The sequence below is a fragment of the Duganella sp. 3397 genome, from assembly GCF_031456625.1.
GTDB lineage: Bacteria > Pseudomonadota > Gammaproteobacteria > Burkholderiales > Burkholderiaceae_D > Rugamonas > Rugamonas phyllosphaerae.
In genome coordinates, this window is record NZ_JAVDVB010000005.1 from 343,041 (window position 1) to 358,990 (window position 15,950).

Here is a 15,950-nt window from a genome sequence, read left to right on the forward strand (position 1 = left end):
CTTGTTTAAGCATGATTCATACCTGATATCCCAGCGTAACACGCCGCGCACCGCAGGCACGTTTCTTGATGATAGTGTCGATGATAAGATGCGTTGTGGTCAATTTCCCAGCGCGGTGCGCCATTATGGTGCAGACCATCCCGAACTTGAAAGCGATTCCCCATGTGGCTGCGCACTGCCTGCACCCTCGGCTTCACCCTCGACGCTCCCACGCCGTTCATCTTGATGTTGCGGGCGCGCAGCGGCGCCCAGCAATGGGTGGCGCGCGAGTCCTATACGCTCACACCCAGTGTTCCTGTCGTGGAATTTACCGATATGTATGGCAACCTGTGCCAGCGCCTGGTGGCGCCCGCCGGTGAATTTTCCATCGAGACCACTGCCGACGTGATGACTGCCGACGAGATCGACGTGGCGCCCGGCGCGCCGTTCGACGCAGTGCAGGACTTGCCCGACGGCGTGCTGACCTTTCTGCTGTCGAGCCGCTATTGCGAGTCCGAGCAGTTCACCACCATGGCGGCGGAAATCGTCGCCGGCGTAGCGCCCGGCTACGACCAGGCGGCCGCACTCTGCGACTGGATCCGGCGCGAGGTGCGGTTCGATCCGGCCACCGTGTACGGCCAGATGACCGCCACCGAAGTCAACCTGCGCCGCGAAGGCGTGTGCCGCGACCTGGCGCACCTGGGTATCGCCCTGTGCCGCAGCCTGTGCATCCCGGCGCGGATGGTGGTGGGATATCTGCACGGTCTGGTGCCGATGGACCAGCATGCGTGGTTCGAAGCCTGGGTGGGCGGGCGCTGGTACACCTTCGATCCCACCCAGCCCAACGCGCGCGGCGGCCGCGTCACGCTCGCTTACGGACACGACGCCGCCGACGTGGCGATCTTCAACCAGTTTGGACCGGCGTCGCCGCCGGTGCTGATGCAGGTGGCGGTGGAGCTGCTGGCGCCGCCGGCTTAGTGTCGAGATTGCTTGCGGGCTCAGGCGTGGGCTTTTTTGCAGGCTTCGGCAAATTCTTGATGCCGGTCTTCTTGTACGAGGCCACCACCTTGTGCACGAAGGTCAGTTTTTCCAGCACCGGGGTGCTGAGCTTGAACGGGTACGAATCCGGCATGCCGATGCTGCGATTGAGGCTGTTGAGCACATAGGTCAGGGCGAACCAGTCGGAGATGGTGTCGTCGAACGTTTCTACCCGGGTGGTGGGCAGGGTCACGCCATCGAGTGACGGCTCGTCGGCCTTGGCGGGCTTGAGCGACAGGCCGCACGCGTGCGCGGTTTCCAGCGTGTCGATCATGTGCAGGTAGTGGGCCCAGGTTTCGGCCCAGTCTTCCCACGGGTGGGAACTGGCGTAGCTGCTGACGAAACGCTGTTCCCAGTCGGCCACCGGGCCGTCCTTGTAATGGCGCTGCAGCGCTTCGCTGTAATCGGCGCGTTCGTCGCCGAACAGGGTGCGGAAGCTGTCCTGCCACGCGGTATCGACCACCAGCCGGTCGAAATAATAATGGCCGCTCTCGTGGCGGAAATGGCCGAGCAGCGTGCGGTAGCGCTCGTGCATCTGCTCGCGCGTGCGTTCGCGCTCAGCCGGATCGGCTTCGGCGATGTTGAGCGTAATCAGGCCGTCGTCGTGGCCGGTCATCACGCATTCGTCGGGCGTGTCGCCGTCTTCGAGGAACTGGAATGCCAGGCCGGCTTCCGGGTCATCTTCTTTCGAGTTGGGCGTGAGGTTCAGCGCCGACAGCGAAAACAGCAGGCGGCGCTTGGCGGTTTCCAGGCGCGACCAGAGAATGTGGTTCTTTTCCGACGACAGCGTCGGGATCACCACCGTCAGCTGGCAAGACTCGCACAGTTCATGCTCGTCCTTGGCCGGGATCATCCAGTTGCACACATTGTGTTCCACGTAGTTACCGCATTGCTTGTACAGCTTGCCGGCATCCTTTTTGTTCAGGCTGCGCCACAGGCCGTTATCGGCCGGTTCGTAGGCATTGATGGTGCGCATTGCAGGCTGGAAGCCGAGCATGCTGTCGCAGTTCGAGCAGTGGGTATTTTCAAAAAACACTTGCTGGGAGCACTTGTCACAGTGGAACGTTTTCATTTGGCACCGGTTGTCAGAAGTTGTGGAAGTGGAGATGTTGTAGTTTCACAATCTAACAGTAAATTCAGGTTTGCAACGCTCGTGTAAGACTATGCCTCGCAATCGTGCGGGGGGGTAGCGCACGCATTTATTGGCTGCATTATTGATTGCATTTATAAGTGTAATTATGCAATCATGAATGATGAAAAATTTCACCGTTCCGTCCGACGTGGCCACGCTCGATCACGCTGGCCTGCACTACCAGGTAGTCGATCTGCCGGCCTTGCTGGGCGACGACCTGCACCGCTTGCCGGTGGTGCTGCGCCTGCTGCTGGAAAACCTGGTGCGCAATACCGCAGGTAGCGAGCGTGACGCCGGCGTGGCGGCGATAAAGCGATGGCTCGCTACCGGCACCAGCGAAGCGGAAATCGCCTTCCAGCCGGGCCGCGTGCTGATGCACGACACCACCAGCACGCCGGCGCTGGTCGATATCGCCGCCATGCGCGACGCCCTGGCCGAAGCGGGTCATGATCCGGCGCTGCTCAATCCGGGATTACCGGTGGACGTGTCGGTGGACCATTCGCTGGCAGTGGAGTTTTTTGCGCGCCGCGACGCAGCCGAGCGCAACCTGGCGCTGGAAATGCACCGCAACCAGGAGCGCTACCGCTTCCTGCGCTGGGCCGCGCAGGTGATGCGCGGCGTGCGCATCCACCCGCCAGGCACCGGCATCATGCACACGCTGAACCTCGAACAGCTGGCCACCGTGGCGCACGCGGAAGAGCGCAACGGCGTGCTGTGGGCCGTGCCCGACACCCTGGTCGGCACCGACAGCCATACGCCGATGATCAACGGCATTGGCGTGCTGGGGTGGGGCGTGGGCGGACTGGAAGCGCAGACCGTGATGTTCGGCATGCCCACCATGCTGCGCGTGCCCGACGTGATCGGGGTGCGCCTCACTGGCTGCCTGCCTGCCGGCGTCACCGCCACCGACCTCGCGCTGACGGTCACGCAGCGCCTGCGCGCGGTTGGCGTCTCCGGAGAGTTCGTCGAATTTTACGGCACGGGCGTGGCCACGCTCAGGGCCGGCGAACGCGCGGTGGTGGCCAATATGGCGCCTGAATACGGCGCCACGAGCGGCTACTTTCCCATCGACGAGCGCACGCTGGCCTACCTGTGCGAGACCGGCCGGACGCCGGCAGCGGCAGCGCTGGTGGAGGCCTATGCAAAAAGGGTGGGCCTGTGGTATCAGCCGCACGCCGCGCCGCGTTACACGCGCACCATCGACATCGCGCTGGACGCGATTGGCATGCACGTGGCCGGCCCGCGCCGCCCGCAGGACCTGTTGCCATACTCCTGCACCGCCGCCGCACTGGCGGCACTCGATTTCACGCCGACCCGCGCGCATGCCGAGATGCCGCGCCACCCGGTCGCGATTGCCGCCATCACCAGCTGCACCAACACGTCCGATCCGGCGCTGCTGATCGCCGCCGGCCTGCTGGCGCGCAAGGCGCGCGCCTTCGGCTTGACGGTGCCGGCGTGGACCAAGACTTCGCTCGGTCCCGGTTCGCCGGCTGCCGGCGCCTACCTGGCGCGCGCGGGCCTGCTCGATGACCTGGCGGCCGTGGGCTTCGATATCGTCGGTTTCGGCTGCACCACCTGCATCGGCAATTCCGGCCCGCTGACGGAACCGGTCCGCCAGGCGCTTGCGGCTGGCGAGATCCACCCGGTCGCCGTGCTGTCGGGGAACCGCAATTTCCCAGGGCGCGTGCATCCGGACCTGGACCTGGGTTTCTTGATGTCGCCGCCGCTGGTAATCGCCTTTGCGCTGGCCGGCAACGCCGAGATGGACTTGAGCTGCGACCCGGTCGGCTACGGCTCCGCCGCCACGCCGGTCTATTTGCGCGAGCTGTGGCCCACCCCCGGCGAGGTGGCGCAGGCGCTGCAGGCGGGCACGCAGCCCGGCGACTATCCGCGCGCGTTTGCGCTGGCATCGCGCAATCCGCTGTGGCACGCGCTGGAGGTACCCGCCAGCGCGCGCTTCCCGTGGGACCCGGCGTCCACTGCGCTGCGCCGCCCGCCATTTGCCTCGCTGGACGAGGGCAGCCAGCTGGGACACAACAGTGCCTATCCGCTGCTGGTGCTGGGCGACGACATCACCACCGACCACATCTCGCCGGCCAGCGCGATTCCGGCCGACAGCTTCGTCGCCGATTTCCTGGTCGCGCGCGGCGACGACCGCCACGACCTCAATGTGTTCGCTTCGCGCCGGGGTAACTGGGAAGTGATGCTGCGCGCCGCCTTCTACAGCAAGACCTTGCGCAACCTGCTGGCGCCCGGCCTGCCGGTGGCCCATACGTTGCACATACCGACCGGCGCGGTCGCGCCGATCTTCGAGGTGGCGCAGCGTTATCGTGATGCCGGGCAGCCGGTCGTGCTGGTGGCGGGGGAGCGCTATGGCACCGGCTCGTCGCGCGACTGGGCCGCCAAGGGCCAGCGCCTGCTGGGTATCCGCTGCGTGCTGGCGGCAAGCTTCGAGCGCATCCACCGTTCCAACCTGGTCGGCATGGGCATCCTGCCGCTGCGCCTGCCCGCCGGCGTCAATCCGGCCACCCTGGCGCTGGCCCCGGGCGACCGCATCGAGATCGATGCGCGGCCCGAGCTGATCGCGCCGCGTGGCCCGGTTACCGTGCGCATCGTGCGCGCGGACGGCGCGTTGGAGCAGATGACCTGCACCGCCGCCGTCGAAACCGCGCTGGAAACCACGCTGCTGCGCCACGGCGGTGTGATACCGTTCATCCTTCAACAGACCATCGCGGCGCAGCAGGGCAGGCAACTCTGATAGCCTTGCTGTTAGCCGATAACTGGACCGCACGATGAAAAGCACCGACAACACGATAGCGCGCCAGATCGTGGCGCTGATCCAGGCGCAGGGCTGGCCGGCCGGCACCCATTTGCCGGCGCAGATGCTGGCTGACCGCCTGCGCGTGTCGCGCCAGCCGGTGGGCGAGGCGCTGGCGCTGCTGCACGAAAAAGGACTGCTCACGCGCGAGCGCCACCGGGGCTTTTTCACTGCCAGGCCGCTGGCCGAGCCGCTGGCCGACATCGTGCGCGGCCTGGGCCTGGAGGAGACCGACGTGGTCACCAGCGTGTACTTCCGCATCGCCGACGACCTGCTGCGCGGCGAACTGCCGCTGGCGTTTTCGGAGCAGCTGATCAAGACCCGCTACGGCCTGACCTCGGCGCAGTTGAACGCAGTACTGGGCCGCATCGCCGGCGAGGGCTGGGCCGAGCGCAAGCCCGGCTACGGCTGGGAATTTTCGAGCATGCTGACCACGCCGGACAGCCTGCTGCAATCGTACCGCCTGCGCCTGGCGCTGGAACCGGCCGCGTTGCTCGAACCGGCGTACCACCTGGCGCCGGCAGTGATTGCCCAGTGCCGCGCGGTCGAGCAGCAGTTGCTGGCTGGCGGCATTGCGACTGCCAGCGCCGACCAGTTGCACGATCGCGGCGTGCGCTACCACGAGAGCCTGGTCGAGGCGTCCGGCAACCGCTTCTTCATCGACACCATCCGCCGCGTCAACCGGGTGCGGCGCCTGCTGTCCTACCGTTCGATGCAGAGCCGCGCGCGGTATGCCGAACATTGCAAACAACACCTGCACGTGCTCGACCTGCTCGAGCGCGAACGCAACGACGACGCCGCCGAATTTTTGCGCCAGCATCTGCAGCACACCATCGCAGCCCTTTCAAGCATCGACCACATACTGCAACCGCCAACCTGACCTTCACTCGACGAGGCTTACCATGACCGACACCGGCACCATCGCCATCAACCCCGCCATCCGCGCCGCCTTTGCGCCCACCGGCACCCTGCGCGCCTCCATCAACCTCGGTAACCCCATCCTGGCCAACCCCGGCGACGGCGTCACGCCTGGCGGCGTGTCGGTGGACCTGGCGCGCGAGCTGGCCGCGCTGCTGGAACTGCCTCTGGAACTTGTGGTGTTCGATACCGCCGGCAAATCGGTGGCGGCGGTCGAAAGCGGACAAGCCGACGTGGGCTTCTTCGCCATCGACCCGGTGCGCGGCGCCGACATCGCCTTTACCGCGCCGTACGTGCTGATCGAAGGCTGCTACCTGGTGAAGGACGATTCACCGCTCACGCATAATGAGCAGGTGGACGACCCGGCGCTGCGCGTGGTGGTGGGCAAGGGCAGCGCCTACGACCTGTATCTCACGCGCGAGCTGCAACACGCCACCATCGTGCGCGCGCCGTCGTCGCCGGCGGTGGTGGACGTGTTCCTGGCGGAGCAGGCCGACGTTGCCGCCGGCGTGCGCCAGCAACTACAACTCGACGCCGACCGGCTGGGCGGCCTGCGCCTGCTCGGTGAGCGCTTCATGGTGATCCAGCAGGCGATGGGTATCGCCAAGGCGCGCGGGGACGAAGCGGCGCAGGTGCTACACGCTTTCGTCGAAGCGGCCAAGGCGCGCGGCCTGGTCGATGCCGCGCTGGCGCGCCATGGCGTTCAAGGCGCTTCGGTGGCGCCGCCCGCCTGAGCAAGGGCAGGGCAGGGGCTGCGACAAAATGTCCTGCTGCAGCCTGCCGCGCTGCATGACCACTGCGGTAAAATAGGCAGATGTACAAGTCCCCACAACGCCGACGTTACCTCGCATGGCTGCTCTGCGCCGCCATGCTGGTGACAGCGTTGATGCCGACGTTGTCGCGCGCATTCGCGCCGGAACGGACCGCCGGCGCCGCGTGGCTGGAGATCTGCTCGGCCATGGGTACCCGTTACGTCAGGGCGCCCGATAGCCCGGACCCTTCCGACAAGCGAAGCGGCAGCATGAACGACTGCCCGTATTGCCGCGTCCACTTCGACGTGCCGGTGCTGCCGCCGTCACCGCCACTGGCGCCGCAGTTTGCTATCCTCTCCGAACGGCCTGCGCTGTTCTACCATGCACCGACACCGCTGTATTCGTGGGTGATCGCGAACCCGCGTGGTCCTCCCGCTGTCTGATATCGAGCACGTTTAGTTCCAGCCTGCCGCCGGTCGTGACCCGCTGCGCCAGCTGGCCACGGTCCGCCCATGGCGGCCGGGATATTCATACATGCCCCCAATTCATGCACACCCATTTGACCCTCGTTTTAACTTCCCTGCGCACGGCCGCCGTATGCGCGCTGGCGTTGCCGCTACTGGCCAACGCCCAGGATACCGACGCCACCCTGCCCACGGTCGTGGTCACCGGCCGTGACGACAGCGGCGGCCTGCACAGCAGCGCCGGCACCGGCTCCAACCTCGACCTCTCGCGCTTCGAGACGCCGGCCAGCGTGGACGCCATCACCGGCCAGCAGCTCGAGCAGCGCGGCGACCGCAGCCTGGTCGATGCCATCACCCGCGCGCCCGGCGTGAGCGCCATGCCACATCCGGGCAATGGCGGCTCGTCGGTGGCTGCGCGCGGTTTTACCGACACCCTGTCGGTCATGCGTTTGTACGATGGCATGCGCCAGTACGGCGGCGTGGGACTGACCTTTCCGTTCGATACCTGGGCCATCGAGCGCATCGAAGTGCTGCGCGGACCGGCGTCGGTGATCTACGGCGACGGCGCCATCGGCGCGGTGATCAACGTGGTGCCGAAGCAGCCCACGCGCGGCGGCATCGAGACCGACGTGCAGGCGGGGCTGGGCACCGAGCACGGCCGCCGCTTCGCGGTAGGCAGCGGCGGCGCCATCGATGAGCGCTGGTCGTACCGTTTTGACGCCAGCACCGACCGGGCCGACGGCTGGGTGGACCGGGGCCGCTACAGCAACCGCGCCGTCTCGGGCGCAGTACGGCTCGAAATCTCGCCGCGCCTCAATGTGCGCCTGAGCGCGGCGCGGGGCCGGCAGCAGCCGATGAATTATTTCGGCACGCCGCTGGTGGACGGCAAGCCCGATCCGGCGCTGGCGTCCAAAAACTACAATGTCGCCGACAGCGTGATGCAGTACGACGATCGCTGGCTCGACCTGCTGCTCAACTGGACTCCGAACGACAGCACCACCGTGCGCAGCCGCTTCTACAATATCGACAGCAGGCGCCACTGGCGCGATGTCGAAGCGTACCGCTACAACGACGCCACCGGCCTGATCGACCGGTCCGACGCCACCGAGATTTATCACGACCAGTCGCAGACCGGCAACACCACCGACGCCGCCTTCAAGGGCCATCTGCTGGGCCTGGAAAACCGCTTCGCCATCGGCTTTGACGTCAATTCCAGCGCCTTCAAACACAGCAACAACACCTACGTCGGCGACGCCACCTCGGTCGATCCCTATCAACCTGATCCCGGCTGGTTCAGCAGCCCGGTCCCCACTACTCCGCGCTACGCCAGCAAGGCGCGCCAGTACGCGGTGTTCGCCGAAAACCGGCTGGCGGTCACCGGCCAGTGGTCGCTGTTGGCTGGCGTGCGCTACGACCATGCCAGCGTGCGCCGCACCGACCTGGTGGCCGATCGCCTCGCTTATGACAAAACCTTCAGCAACGTCGGCTGGCGGCTAGGTACCGTGTACCAGGTCACGCCGGCGCTGGCGCTGTACGGCCAGGTGGCCCGGGCGGCCGATCCGGTCAGCTCCCTGTTCTTCCTGTCGGCCGCCAACAGCGCGTTCAAGAACGCCACCGGCCGGCAAGTGGAGGTCGGCGTCAAGCAGGCCTTTGCCGGCAACGCCGCCGAGTGGACGCTGGCCGTGTACGACATCACCAAGAACAACCTGCTCACGCGCGACGCCACCAATCCAAGCCGCAGCCTGCAGGTGGGCGAGCGTACCTCGCGCGGCGTGGAAGCCACGGTGACAGCGGCGCTGGCGCCCGGTTGGCGCGTGGAGGCCAATGCGTCGCTGCTGCGCGCGCGCTTCGAGGACTTCAGCGAAGTGGCGGGCGGCCTGCTGGTGTCCCGCGCCGGCAACACGCCGCCAGACGTGCCGCGGCGCCTGGCCAACCTGTGGCTCCACCACGAGCTCGCCCCCGCCTGGACCGCCAGCGCGGGCCTGCGCTACGTGGGCGAACGCAACGCCGACAACGCCAACACGCTCAAGCTGCCGTCGTACGCGGTGACCGATGCCGCGCTGCGCTGGAAGGTCTCCAGCGCCACCAGTGTCACACTGCGGGTGGCCAATCTGTTCGACCGGCGCTACTTCACGACCGCCTACTACACGCCTACCCAGTGGTTCTATGGCCAGGACCGGCGCGCGGACCTGGTTGTCAACCACCGCTTTTAAGGGAGGCCGTCGATGCGCCGCATTGTGTACCTGGTCCACCGCTGGACCGGCATCGCCATGTGCGCCCTGGTGGCGCTGTGGTTCGTCAGCGGCGTGGTGATGCTGTTCGTCGGCTATCCCAAGCTCACGCCCGCCGAGCGCCTGGCCGCGCTGCCGCCGCTGGCGGTCGGCGTCACCACCGAGCCGGCGCAAGCGCTGGCGGCCAGCCGCGCTGCTGGCGCCAACGTCGCCGCGGTCAGCACCATCACGCTCACCGCGATCGGCGCCCGTCCGCATTACCAGTTGCTGGCGCAGGATGGCCGCACCACGCAGGTGGATGCCATCACCGGCGCCCTGGCGCACCAGCCCGATGCGCAGGCGGCGCTGGCGGCCGCACGCATGTTCCGGCCCGGGGTGGCGGCGCACTATACCGGCCTGGTAGAGGAAGATCGCTGGACCCACTCGCGCGGGCTCAATCCGCACCGGCCGCTGCACGTGGTGGAACTCGATGACGACGCCGCCACGCGCGTGTATGTGTCGTCGGCAACCGGGCAAGTGATGCTCGACGCGCCGCGCGCCGAGCGTTACTGGAACTTCGCCGGCGCCTGGCTGCACTGGCTGTACCTGCTGCGCCAGCAGAACACAGATCCGGTGTGGACCTGGATCCTGATCGGCCTGGCCGCCGTGGGCACGCTGTCGGCGGTGACCGGCATGGTCAATGGCGTGCAGCGCTGGCGCTTCCGGGGCCGCTATAAAAGCGGCGCACGCACACCGTACCGCGAATTGGCCATGCGCTGGCATCACTTGCTGGGCCTAGTGTTCGGCGTGGTGCTGTGCACATGGATCTTCAGCGGCCTGATGTCGATGAACCCCTTGGGCGTGTTCGATGCGCGCGGCGCCAAACCGGATGCGGGCGCCATGCAGGGCGGCTCGCCGGCCAGCGTGCGCTTGCCGCAGCCGGTGGCGCAGGTGCTGGCGTTACTGCACGCGCAGTCGTTCGCGCCGCGCGAGCTGGAATGGCGCGTGTTCGATGGCGCACCGTTCATCGTGGCGCGCGATGGCAGCAACGATACCCGCATCGTGCAGGCCGATGGCGAACGCTTGGTGGTGGCGCGGCAGTGGCCGCAGGCGCGCCTGGCAGCTGCCGCCCGCAAGCTGCTGGCGTACCCGGTGCAGTCGGTCGAGCTGTTGAGTGCGCCGGACGCCTATTACTACCGGCGCGGCGATGCCTCCATGTACGGCGGCAACGAGCGGCGCCTGCCGGCCTTGCGCGTGGTGTTCGACGACCCCGGCCGCACCTGGGTGTATCTCGACGCCGCCACCGGCCAGGTGGTGCTGAGCGTGGATAGTACCCAGCGCATCGGCCGCTGGCTGTTCAATTTTTTGCACAGCTGGGACTTGCCGGCCTTGCTGGCGCCGGGGCAGGGCTGGGTGCGCGTAGCGGTCCTGGTCGTGCTGAGCCTGGGAGGGCTGCTGCTGAGCGCCACGGCGATTGTCATCGCGGTGCGGCGAGTACGGCGCGTGGTGTTGGTCAGTCGGGCGGAAATTCCTTAAAAGTAACTTTTCCGCATGTTATCAGAGCATAATGTCACCAACAATAGCGGTCTGTGCTCCCGGGCCGCATTCAATGGATGACGCCCATGACAGTTTTGGTAATTGACGACGACCAGATCAACCTGGACCTTTTTTGCCTGATGCTCAGCATGCTCGACATGGCCACTCCGGTGCCGCTCAGGCATGCCCAGGCGGCCCTGGAATGGTGCACCTCAAATACGCCGGACCTGGTGGTGGTCGACTACCTGATGCCCGATATCGACGGCCTGGCTTTCCTGCGCCGCTTTCGCGCTTTGCCGGGCATGCGCGAGGTGCCGGTAGTGATGGTCACCGGCGCCACCGAAGTGGCGATCCGCCACGAAGCGCTGCGCTTGAGCGCCAACGATTTTCTGACCAACCGGTCAACGGCATCGAGTTCAATGTCAGGATCGGTAACCTGCTGGCGCTTCAGCACGCTCGCCAGCAACTGGCGCAGCGTGCCGAGACGCTCGACATCGCCGTGCGCAAGGCCACCGCCGACATCGTCGCCCGCGAGCACGAAGCGATCCACCGCCTGTCGCGCGCTGCCGAGTTCCGTGATGCCGACACCGGCTTTCACCTGTCGCGCATGGCGGCCTACTCGCGCCTGATCGCCGTCCAGCTGGGCTTGCCGGAAGCAGAGTGCGACCTCATCTGCGACGCCGCGCCGATGCACGATATCGGCAAGGTAGGCATTGCCGACGCCGTATTACTGAAGCCGGGCCCGCTCAACGACGAGGAGCGCGCCATCATGCAGCGCCACCCCCAGATCGGCGCCGACATCCTGGCAGGCAGCGAGTCGCCGTTGCTGCAGGCGGGCGCCGTGATCGCGATCAGCCACCACGAGCGCTACGACGGCGGCGGCTACCCGCATGGCCTTGCGGGCGAGGCCATTCCGTTGTACGGACGCATCATCGCCGTGGCTGACGTTTTCGATGCCCTGACCAACGCCCGCCCCTACAAGCCGGCCTGGCCGCTCGAGCGCGCCATCGACTTTCTGCAGGCGCAAAAGGGAACGCATTTCGATCCCGCTTGCGTCGATGCGCTGCTGGCTAACATGGATGCGGTGCTGGCGATCCAGCGGCGCTTCCAGCACGATCAAGCCTGACCCCGGACATCGCCCACCATGCCCGATTCAAGACGCTCTCGCACCCTTATCGTCGCCACCGGCGCTGCGCTCTTGTTGACCATAGCGGCCACCCTTGGCGTAGCGCTATACGGCGCCCGGAACAGCGAAATCGAGGCCTGGCGCGAGCAGCTTGATGGCACGGCCTTGCTGCTGGCGGAGCAAACCGCGCACGAGATGAGCGCCGCCGACCTGGTACTCGACAGCATGCTCGAGCGCATACGCCTGATCGGTGTACGCGATGGCGCCGATTTGCGCCGCAGTTTGGGCGGCCGGGAAGAGTTCGAGCGACTGTTGGAGCGCAACCGGGTGCTGCCACAGATCGACGTTGCCAGCATCGTCGCGGCGGACGGCCAGGTCATCAACTTCTCGCGCAGTTTTCCGGCACCGCCGATCAACCTGGCCGAACGCGACTACTTCCAGGCCCACCACGCCCGCGCGGACCTGGGCCTGTACATCAGCGCGCCGGTGCGCAACAAGGGCAACGGCGCCTGGACGTTCTATCTCTCGCGCCGCATCTCGGCGCCCGATGGCAGCTTTATCGGCGTGGTGCTGGTGGGGATATCGAGCCGGCAGATCAGCAGCTTTTACAGCAAGATCAAGCTGGACGGGCAGGGCACGGTCACCCTGTTCCGGCGCGACCGTACGGTGCTGGCGCGCTGGCCGGCAGAGGACGCCGTGCTCGGTACCATCGCCAGCGACGTGCGCAGCTACGAAGACATCGAACGCCAGTTGCGCCTCGCCGGCACGGCGGTGGATGACAAGGTGCAATCGGCGCCAGGCGTCGCCCGCACCAGGACGCTGGCTGCCAAACGGGTGATTCCGAATTATCCGCTGATGATCAAGGTCGCCATCCCGGAGCAGGTCTTCCTCGAGCAATGGCGCTATTTTGCCGGGCAACTGGGGCTGGTGGGTGCCGTGTGCGGCCTGGCGGTGCTGGCCGCCTGCGTGACGGTCTGGCGCGCCATGCACAAGCGCGACCTGGCCCTGCGCGAGCAGCGCACGCTCAAGGTGGCCGCCGACCAGGCCAACGCGGCCAAATCGGTCTTCCTGGCCATGATGAGCCACGAAATCCGCACGCCGCTCACCGCGATCATCGGCTTTGCCGAACAGCTGGCGCAGCAAGGGCCTACGCCAGCCGGTGAGCTGGGCGGCATCATCGCCCGCAACGGCCAGCACCTGCTGCAACTGATGAACGACGTGCTCGATATGTCCAAGGTGGAGTCGGGCAAACTGGTGCTCGAACGATTGCCGTTTGCGCCGGCGGAAGTGCTCGACACCGTGTCGGCGCTGATGCGCGGGTCGGCGCGGCAGCGCGCCATCGCCTATACCGCTGAACTGCGCGCCACCGTGCCGCCGCAGGTGATGGGCGACCCCACGCGCTGGCGGCAAATCCTGCTCAACCTGGTCTCGAACGCCATCAAGTTCACCGAGGAGGGCGGGATCGAGGTGGCGCTCTGGTACGACCAGCAGCACGAGCTGCTGTATTGCAGCGTGCGCGACACCGGCATCGGCATGGATGCGCAGCAGGTGGCCGCGCTGTTCACACCGTTCAACCAGGCCGACAGCAGCGTGGCCCGGCGCTTTGGCGGCACCGGCCTGGGGCTGTACCTGGTGCACCAGCTGGCGGGTGCCATGGGCGGCGGCGTGACGGTCGAGAGCACTCCGGGCGTGGGCACCATCATGACGGTCTCGATCCAGGCGCCCGGGGCCATGATTGCCGAGCCGGCGCCGTCTGCATCGCTCGACTGCGCACCGCCGCAACTGGCCGGCCGGGTGCTGGTGGTGGAAGACGGCGCCGACAACCGCATGCTGGTGCGCGCGCTGCTCGAGAGCATGGGCGTGGAGGTGCTGTGCGCCGACAACGGCGAGCAGGGCGTGGCGCGTGCGCTGGCCACGTTGCCCGACCTGGTACTGATGGATATCCACATGCCGGTGATGGACGGCGTGACCGCCACCGCGCGCTTGCGCCAGGCTGGCTTCCAGCGGCCGGTGGTGGCGCTCACTGCCGACGTGATGGCGGCGGACCGGGCGCGCTACCTGGCCGCGGGCTTCGACGACTGCCTGGCCAAGCCCATCGACCGCGCCGCCTTCAGTCGCGTGGTGGCGCAGCATTTGCCCAAGCCGGCGCTGGCCGGACATTTTTCGAACCTGCCGGGGTTTGCGGCGCTGGTACGGACTTTTCGGAACGGCATCGCCGAACGGGTGTCAAAAATCGCTGCCGCACTGGCGCACGATGACCTGGCAGCGGCCATCCACGAGGCCCATTCGATCAAGGGGTCGGCAGCCACGTTCGGCTGCCCCGAAACCGGGGAGCGCGCGCAAGTGCTGGAAGCGGCCTGCCGCAGTGGCGACCGGGCAGGTGCTGCCGCGGCGCTGGCCGCGCTCGAGCAGGCCAGCATACGCGAGGCTGCCGGCCCCTGACGGTCAGGGCCGGGTGGCGCTGTCGTCGGTGTCGCCGGCGGCTGTCGCCAGGGGGAAGGTGCGCCGCGGCGGCAGTTGTATCATCGCCAGCGCCGTGTACAACGGTGGACTGAGCACGCGCGAGACGGTGCTGGCGATCACCGCGCACGCCATCAGGCTCAGTACCATGCCGTGGCCATCGACCATTTCCATCACGATGATGAAGGCGGTGAGCGGCGCCTGCGTGGCGGCGGCCAGGAAACCCACCATGCCCAGCGCGATCACGGCCGGCGCGTACGGGTAGTTGGTCAGCCAGGCGACGTCGTGGCCCAGCGCGGCGCCGATCGACAGCGACGGCGCGAAGATCCCGGCCGGCACGCCCGACCAGGCAGTGAGCCAGGTGGCGATGAACTTGAACAGCGCAAAGCCGCCCGGCACGTGGCCGTTGCTGTCGAGCAGGGCGCGGGTGGCCTCGTTGCCGCTGCCGTACGTGGCGCCGCCGGTCACCGCGCCGATTACGGCCACTGCCAGGCCGCAGCCGACGGCAAAGCGCACCGGGTAGCGCTGGCGCCAGCGGCTGGGCGCATCGGGCGAGGTGCCGCGCAGGGACGCGAGCAGCAGCCGGGCGAACAGGCCGCCGGCCAGGCCGGTCACGAGCGTCACCAGCAGGCCCGGTCCCACCAGCGCCAGGCCGATCGGGCCCGGATGAATCACGCCGAAGTGGGTGCCGTTGCCGTACACCGAGACCGCGATCAGGCCGGCCAGCACGATGCCGGAGACGATCAGGCCGCTGTTGCGCTGCTCGGGAGTGCGCGAAAGTTCTTCGATGGCGAACATCACGCCGGCCAGCGGCGTGTTGAACGCTGCCGCGATCCCGGCAGCGCCGCCGGCCACCAGCAGCGAATGGGCGCTGACGCCGCTGCCGCGCGGCAGCCAGCGGCGCGCGGTCAGCATCACGCCGGCGGCGATCTGCACCGACGGTCCTTCGCGGCCCAGCGACAGGCCGCCCAGCAGGCCGGCCGAAGTCAGGCCGATCTTGGCCAGGCTCAGTCGCAGCGACACCAGCAGCGGCCGGCGGCCGCCCGACAGCGCCGGGTCGAGCGCGGCCATCACCTGTGGAATGCCGGAGCCGCCGGCGCCGCGCGCAAAGCGTCGCGTGGTCCAGACGATGGCGCCGCACAGCAGCGGCGTCCAGAGCAGCGGCAACCACCAGCCCACGCTGGCGATGCCCTTGAACAGCCCCAGCGCCTGTTCTGCCAGCCAGGTAAAGCCGACCACCACCAGGCCGGCGACGGCCGCCGCGCCCACCACCACGGTGCGGGTGATCCATACCTCCGGCGACGCGAACTCGCGGCGAAAGGCGGTGCGCATGTCGTGCGGGTTTTTGTCTGGCGGGTGCATGGGAAAGGAGGTTCGGGAAAGAAGCCTGTCATTATATTCCTATGCAGGAAACTGTACCGTACGTCAGCCAAAGTGCGGTTCTGTTATCATGATCATGGGTGTACACACATATCGTGTGGCAGGGAATGCGTCAGGTCGGGCCGCCGCGCGGCACG

General features: G+C 67.2%; 12 protein-coding genes. 10 read left to right on the plus strand and 2 right to left on the minus strand.

Annotated elements, in window-relative coordinates:
• The first annotated feature begins 162 nt into the window (after positions 1–162).
• Positions 163–957, plus strand: a complete 795-nt coding sequence (locus J2X54_RS18030; protein WP_310182416.1) for a transglutaminase family protein — start codon at positions 163–165, stop codon at positions 955–957.
• Here the strand turns inward: J2X54_RS18030 and J2X54_RS18035 are convergent.
• Positions 884–2,089: a putative zinc-binding peptidase gene (locus J2X54_RS18035; RefSeq protein ID WP_310182418.1), complete on the minus strand. Its 1,206-nt coding sequence runs from the start codon at positions 2,087–2,089 to the stop codon at positions 884–886. The two genes, J2X54_RS18030 and J2X54_RS18035, sit on opposite strands and share 74 nt — an antisense overlap.
• Before the next feature lie 181 nt (positions 2,090–2,270).
• Between J2X54_RS18035 and acnA the strand changes: the two genes are divergently transcribed.
• The 9 genes from acnA (at position 2,271) to J2X54_RS18080 (ending at position 14,415) form a co-directional block, all read left to right on the plus strand.
• Positions 2,271–4,907 (plus strand): aconitate hydratase AcnA, encoded by a 2,637-nt coding sequence (gene acnA / locus J2X54_RS18040; RefSeq protein ID WP_310182905.1) that lies wholly within the window; start codon positions 2,271–2,273, stop codon positions 4,905–4,907.
• A gap of 34 nt (positions 4,908–4,941) precedes the next feature.
• Positions 4,942–5,847, plus strand: a complete 906-nt coding sequence (locus tag J2X54_RS18045; RefSeq protein WP_070246339.1) for a GntR family transcriptional regulator — start codon at positions 4,942–4,944, stop codon at positions 5,845–5,847.
• Positions 5,848–5,869: 22 nt separating this feature from the next.
• Entirely contained in the window at positions 5,870–6,619 is a 750-nt protein-coding gene (locus tag J2X54_RS18050) for a transporter substrate-binding domain-containing protein (RefSeq protein ID WP_310182420.1), read from the plus strand.
• A gap of 80 nt (positions 6,620–6,699) precedes the next feature.
• A complete protein-coding gene (locus tag J2X54_RS18055) occupies positions 6,700–7,080 on the plus strand; it encodes a DUF2946 domain-containing protein (RefSeq protein ID WP_310182421.1) in 381 nt (126 codons plus the stop codon).
• A 104-nt stretch (positions 7,081–7,184) separates the two neighbouring features.
• Positions 7,185–9,314 carry a TonB-dependent receptor gene (locus J2X54_RS18060; RefSeq protein WP_310182422.1) on the plus strand — a complete coding sequence of 710 codons (2,130 nt, stop codon included), beginning with the start codon at positions 7,185–7,187 and terminating at the stop codon, positions 9,312–9,314.
• A 12-nt stretch (positions 9,315–9,326) separates the two neighbouring features.
• Positions 9,327–10,847, plus strand: coding sequence for a PepSY domain-containing protein (locus tag J2X54_RS18065; RefSeq protein WP_310182423.1), 1,521 nt, complete (start codon positions 9,327–9,329; stop codon positions 10,845–10,847).
• A gap of 86 nt (positions 10,848–10,933) precedes the next feature.
• Entirely contained in the window at positions 10,934–11,476 is a 543-nt protein-coding gene (locus J2X54_RS18070; protein ID WP_310182424.1) for a response regulator, read from the plus strand.
• Positions 11,455–11,973: an HD domain-containing phosphohydrolase gene (locus tag J2X54_RS18075; protein WP_310182907.1), complete on the plus strand. Its 519-nt coding sequence runs from the start codon at positions 11,455–11,457 to the stop codon at positions 11,971–11,973. Before J2X54_RS18070 ends, J2X54_RS18075 begins: the two co-directional genes overlap by 22 nt.
• Positions 11,974–12,045: 72 nt before the next feature.
• Positions 12,046–14,415 (plus strand): ATP-binding protein, encoded by a 2,370-nt coding sequence (locus J2X54_RS18080; RefSeq protein ID WP_310182426.1) that lies wholly within the window; start codon positions 12,046–12,048, stop codon positions 14,413–14,415.
• A 3-nt stretch (positions 14,416–14,418) separates the two neighbouring features.
• On the opposite strand, the gene J2X54_RS18085 is transcribed toward J2X54_RS18080, so the two are convergent.
• Entirely contained in the window at positions 14,419–15,795 is a 1,377-nt protein-coding gene (locus tag J2X54_RS18085) for a chloride channel protein (RefSeq protein ID WP_310182427.1), read from the minus strand.
• Positions 15,796–15,950 lie beyond the last annotated feature (155 nt).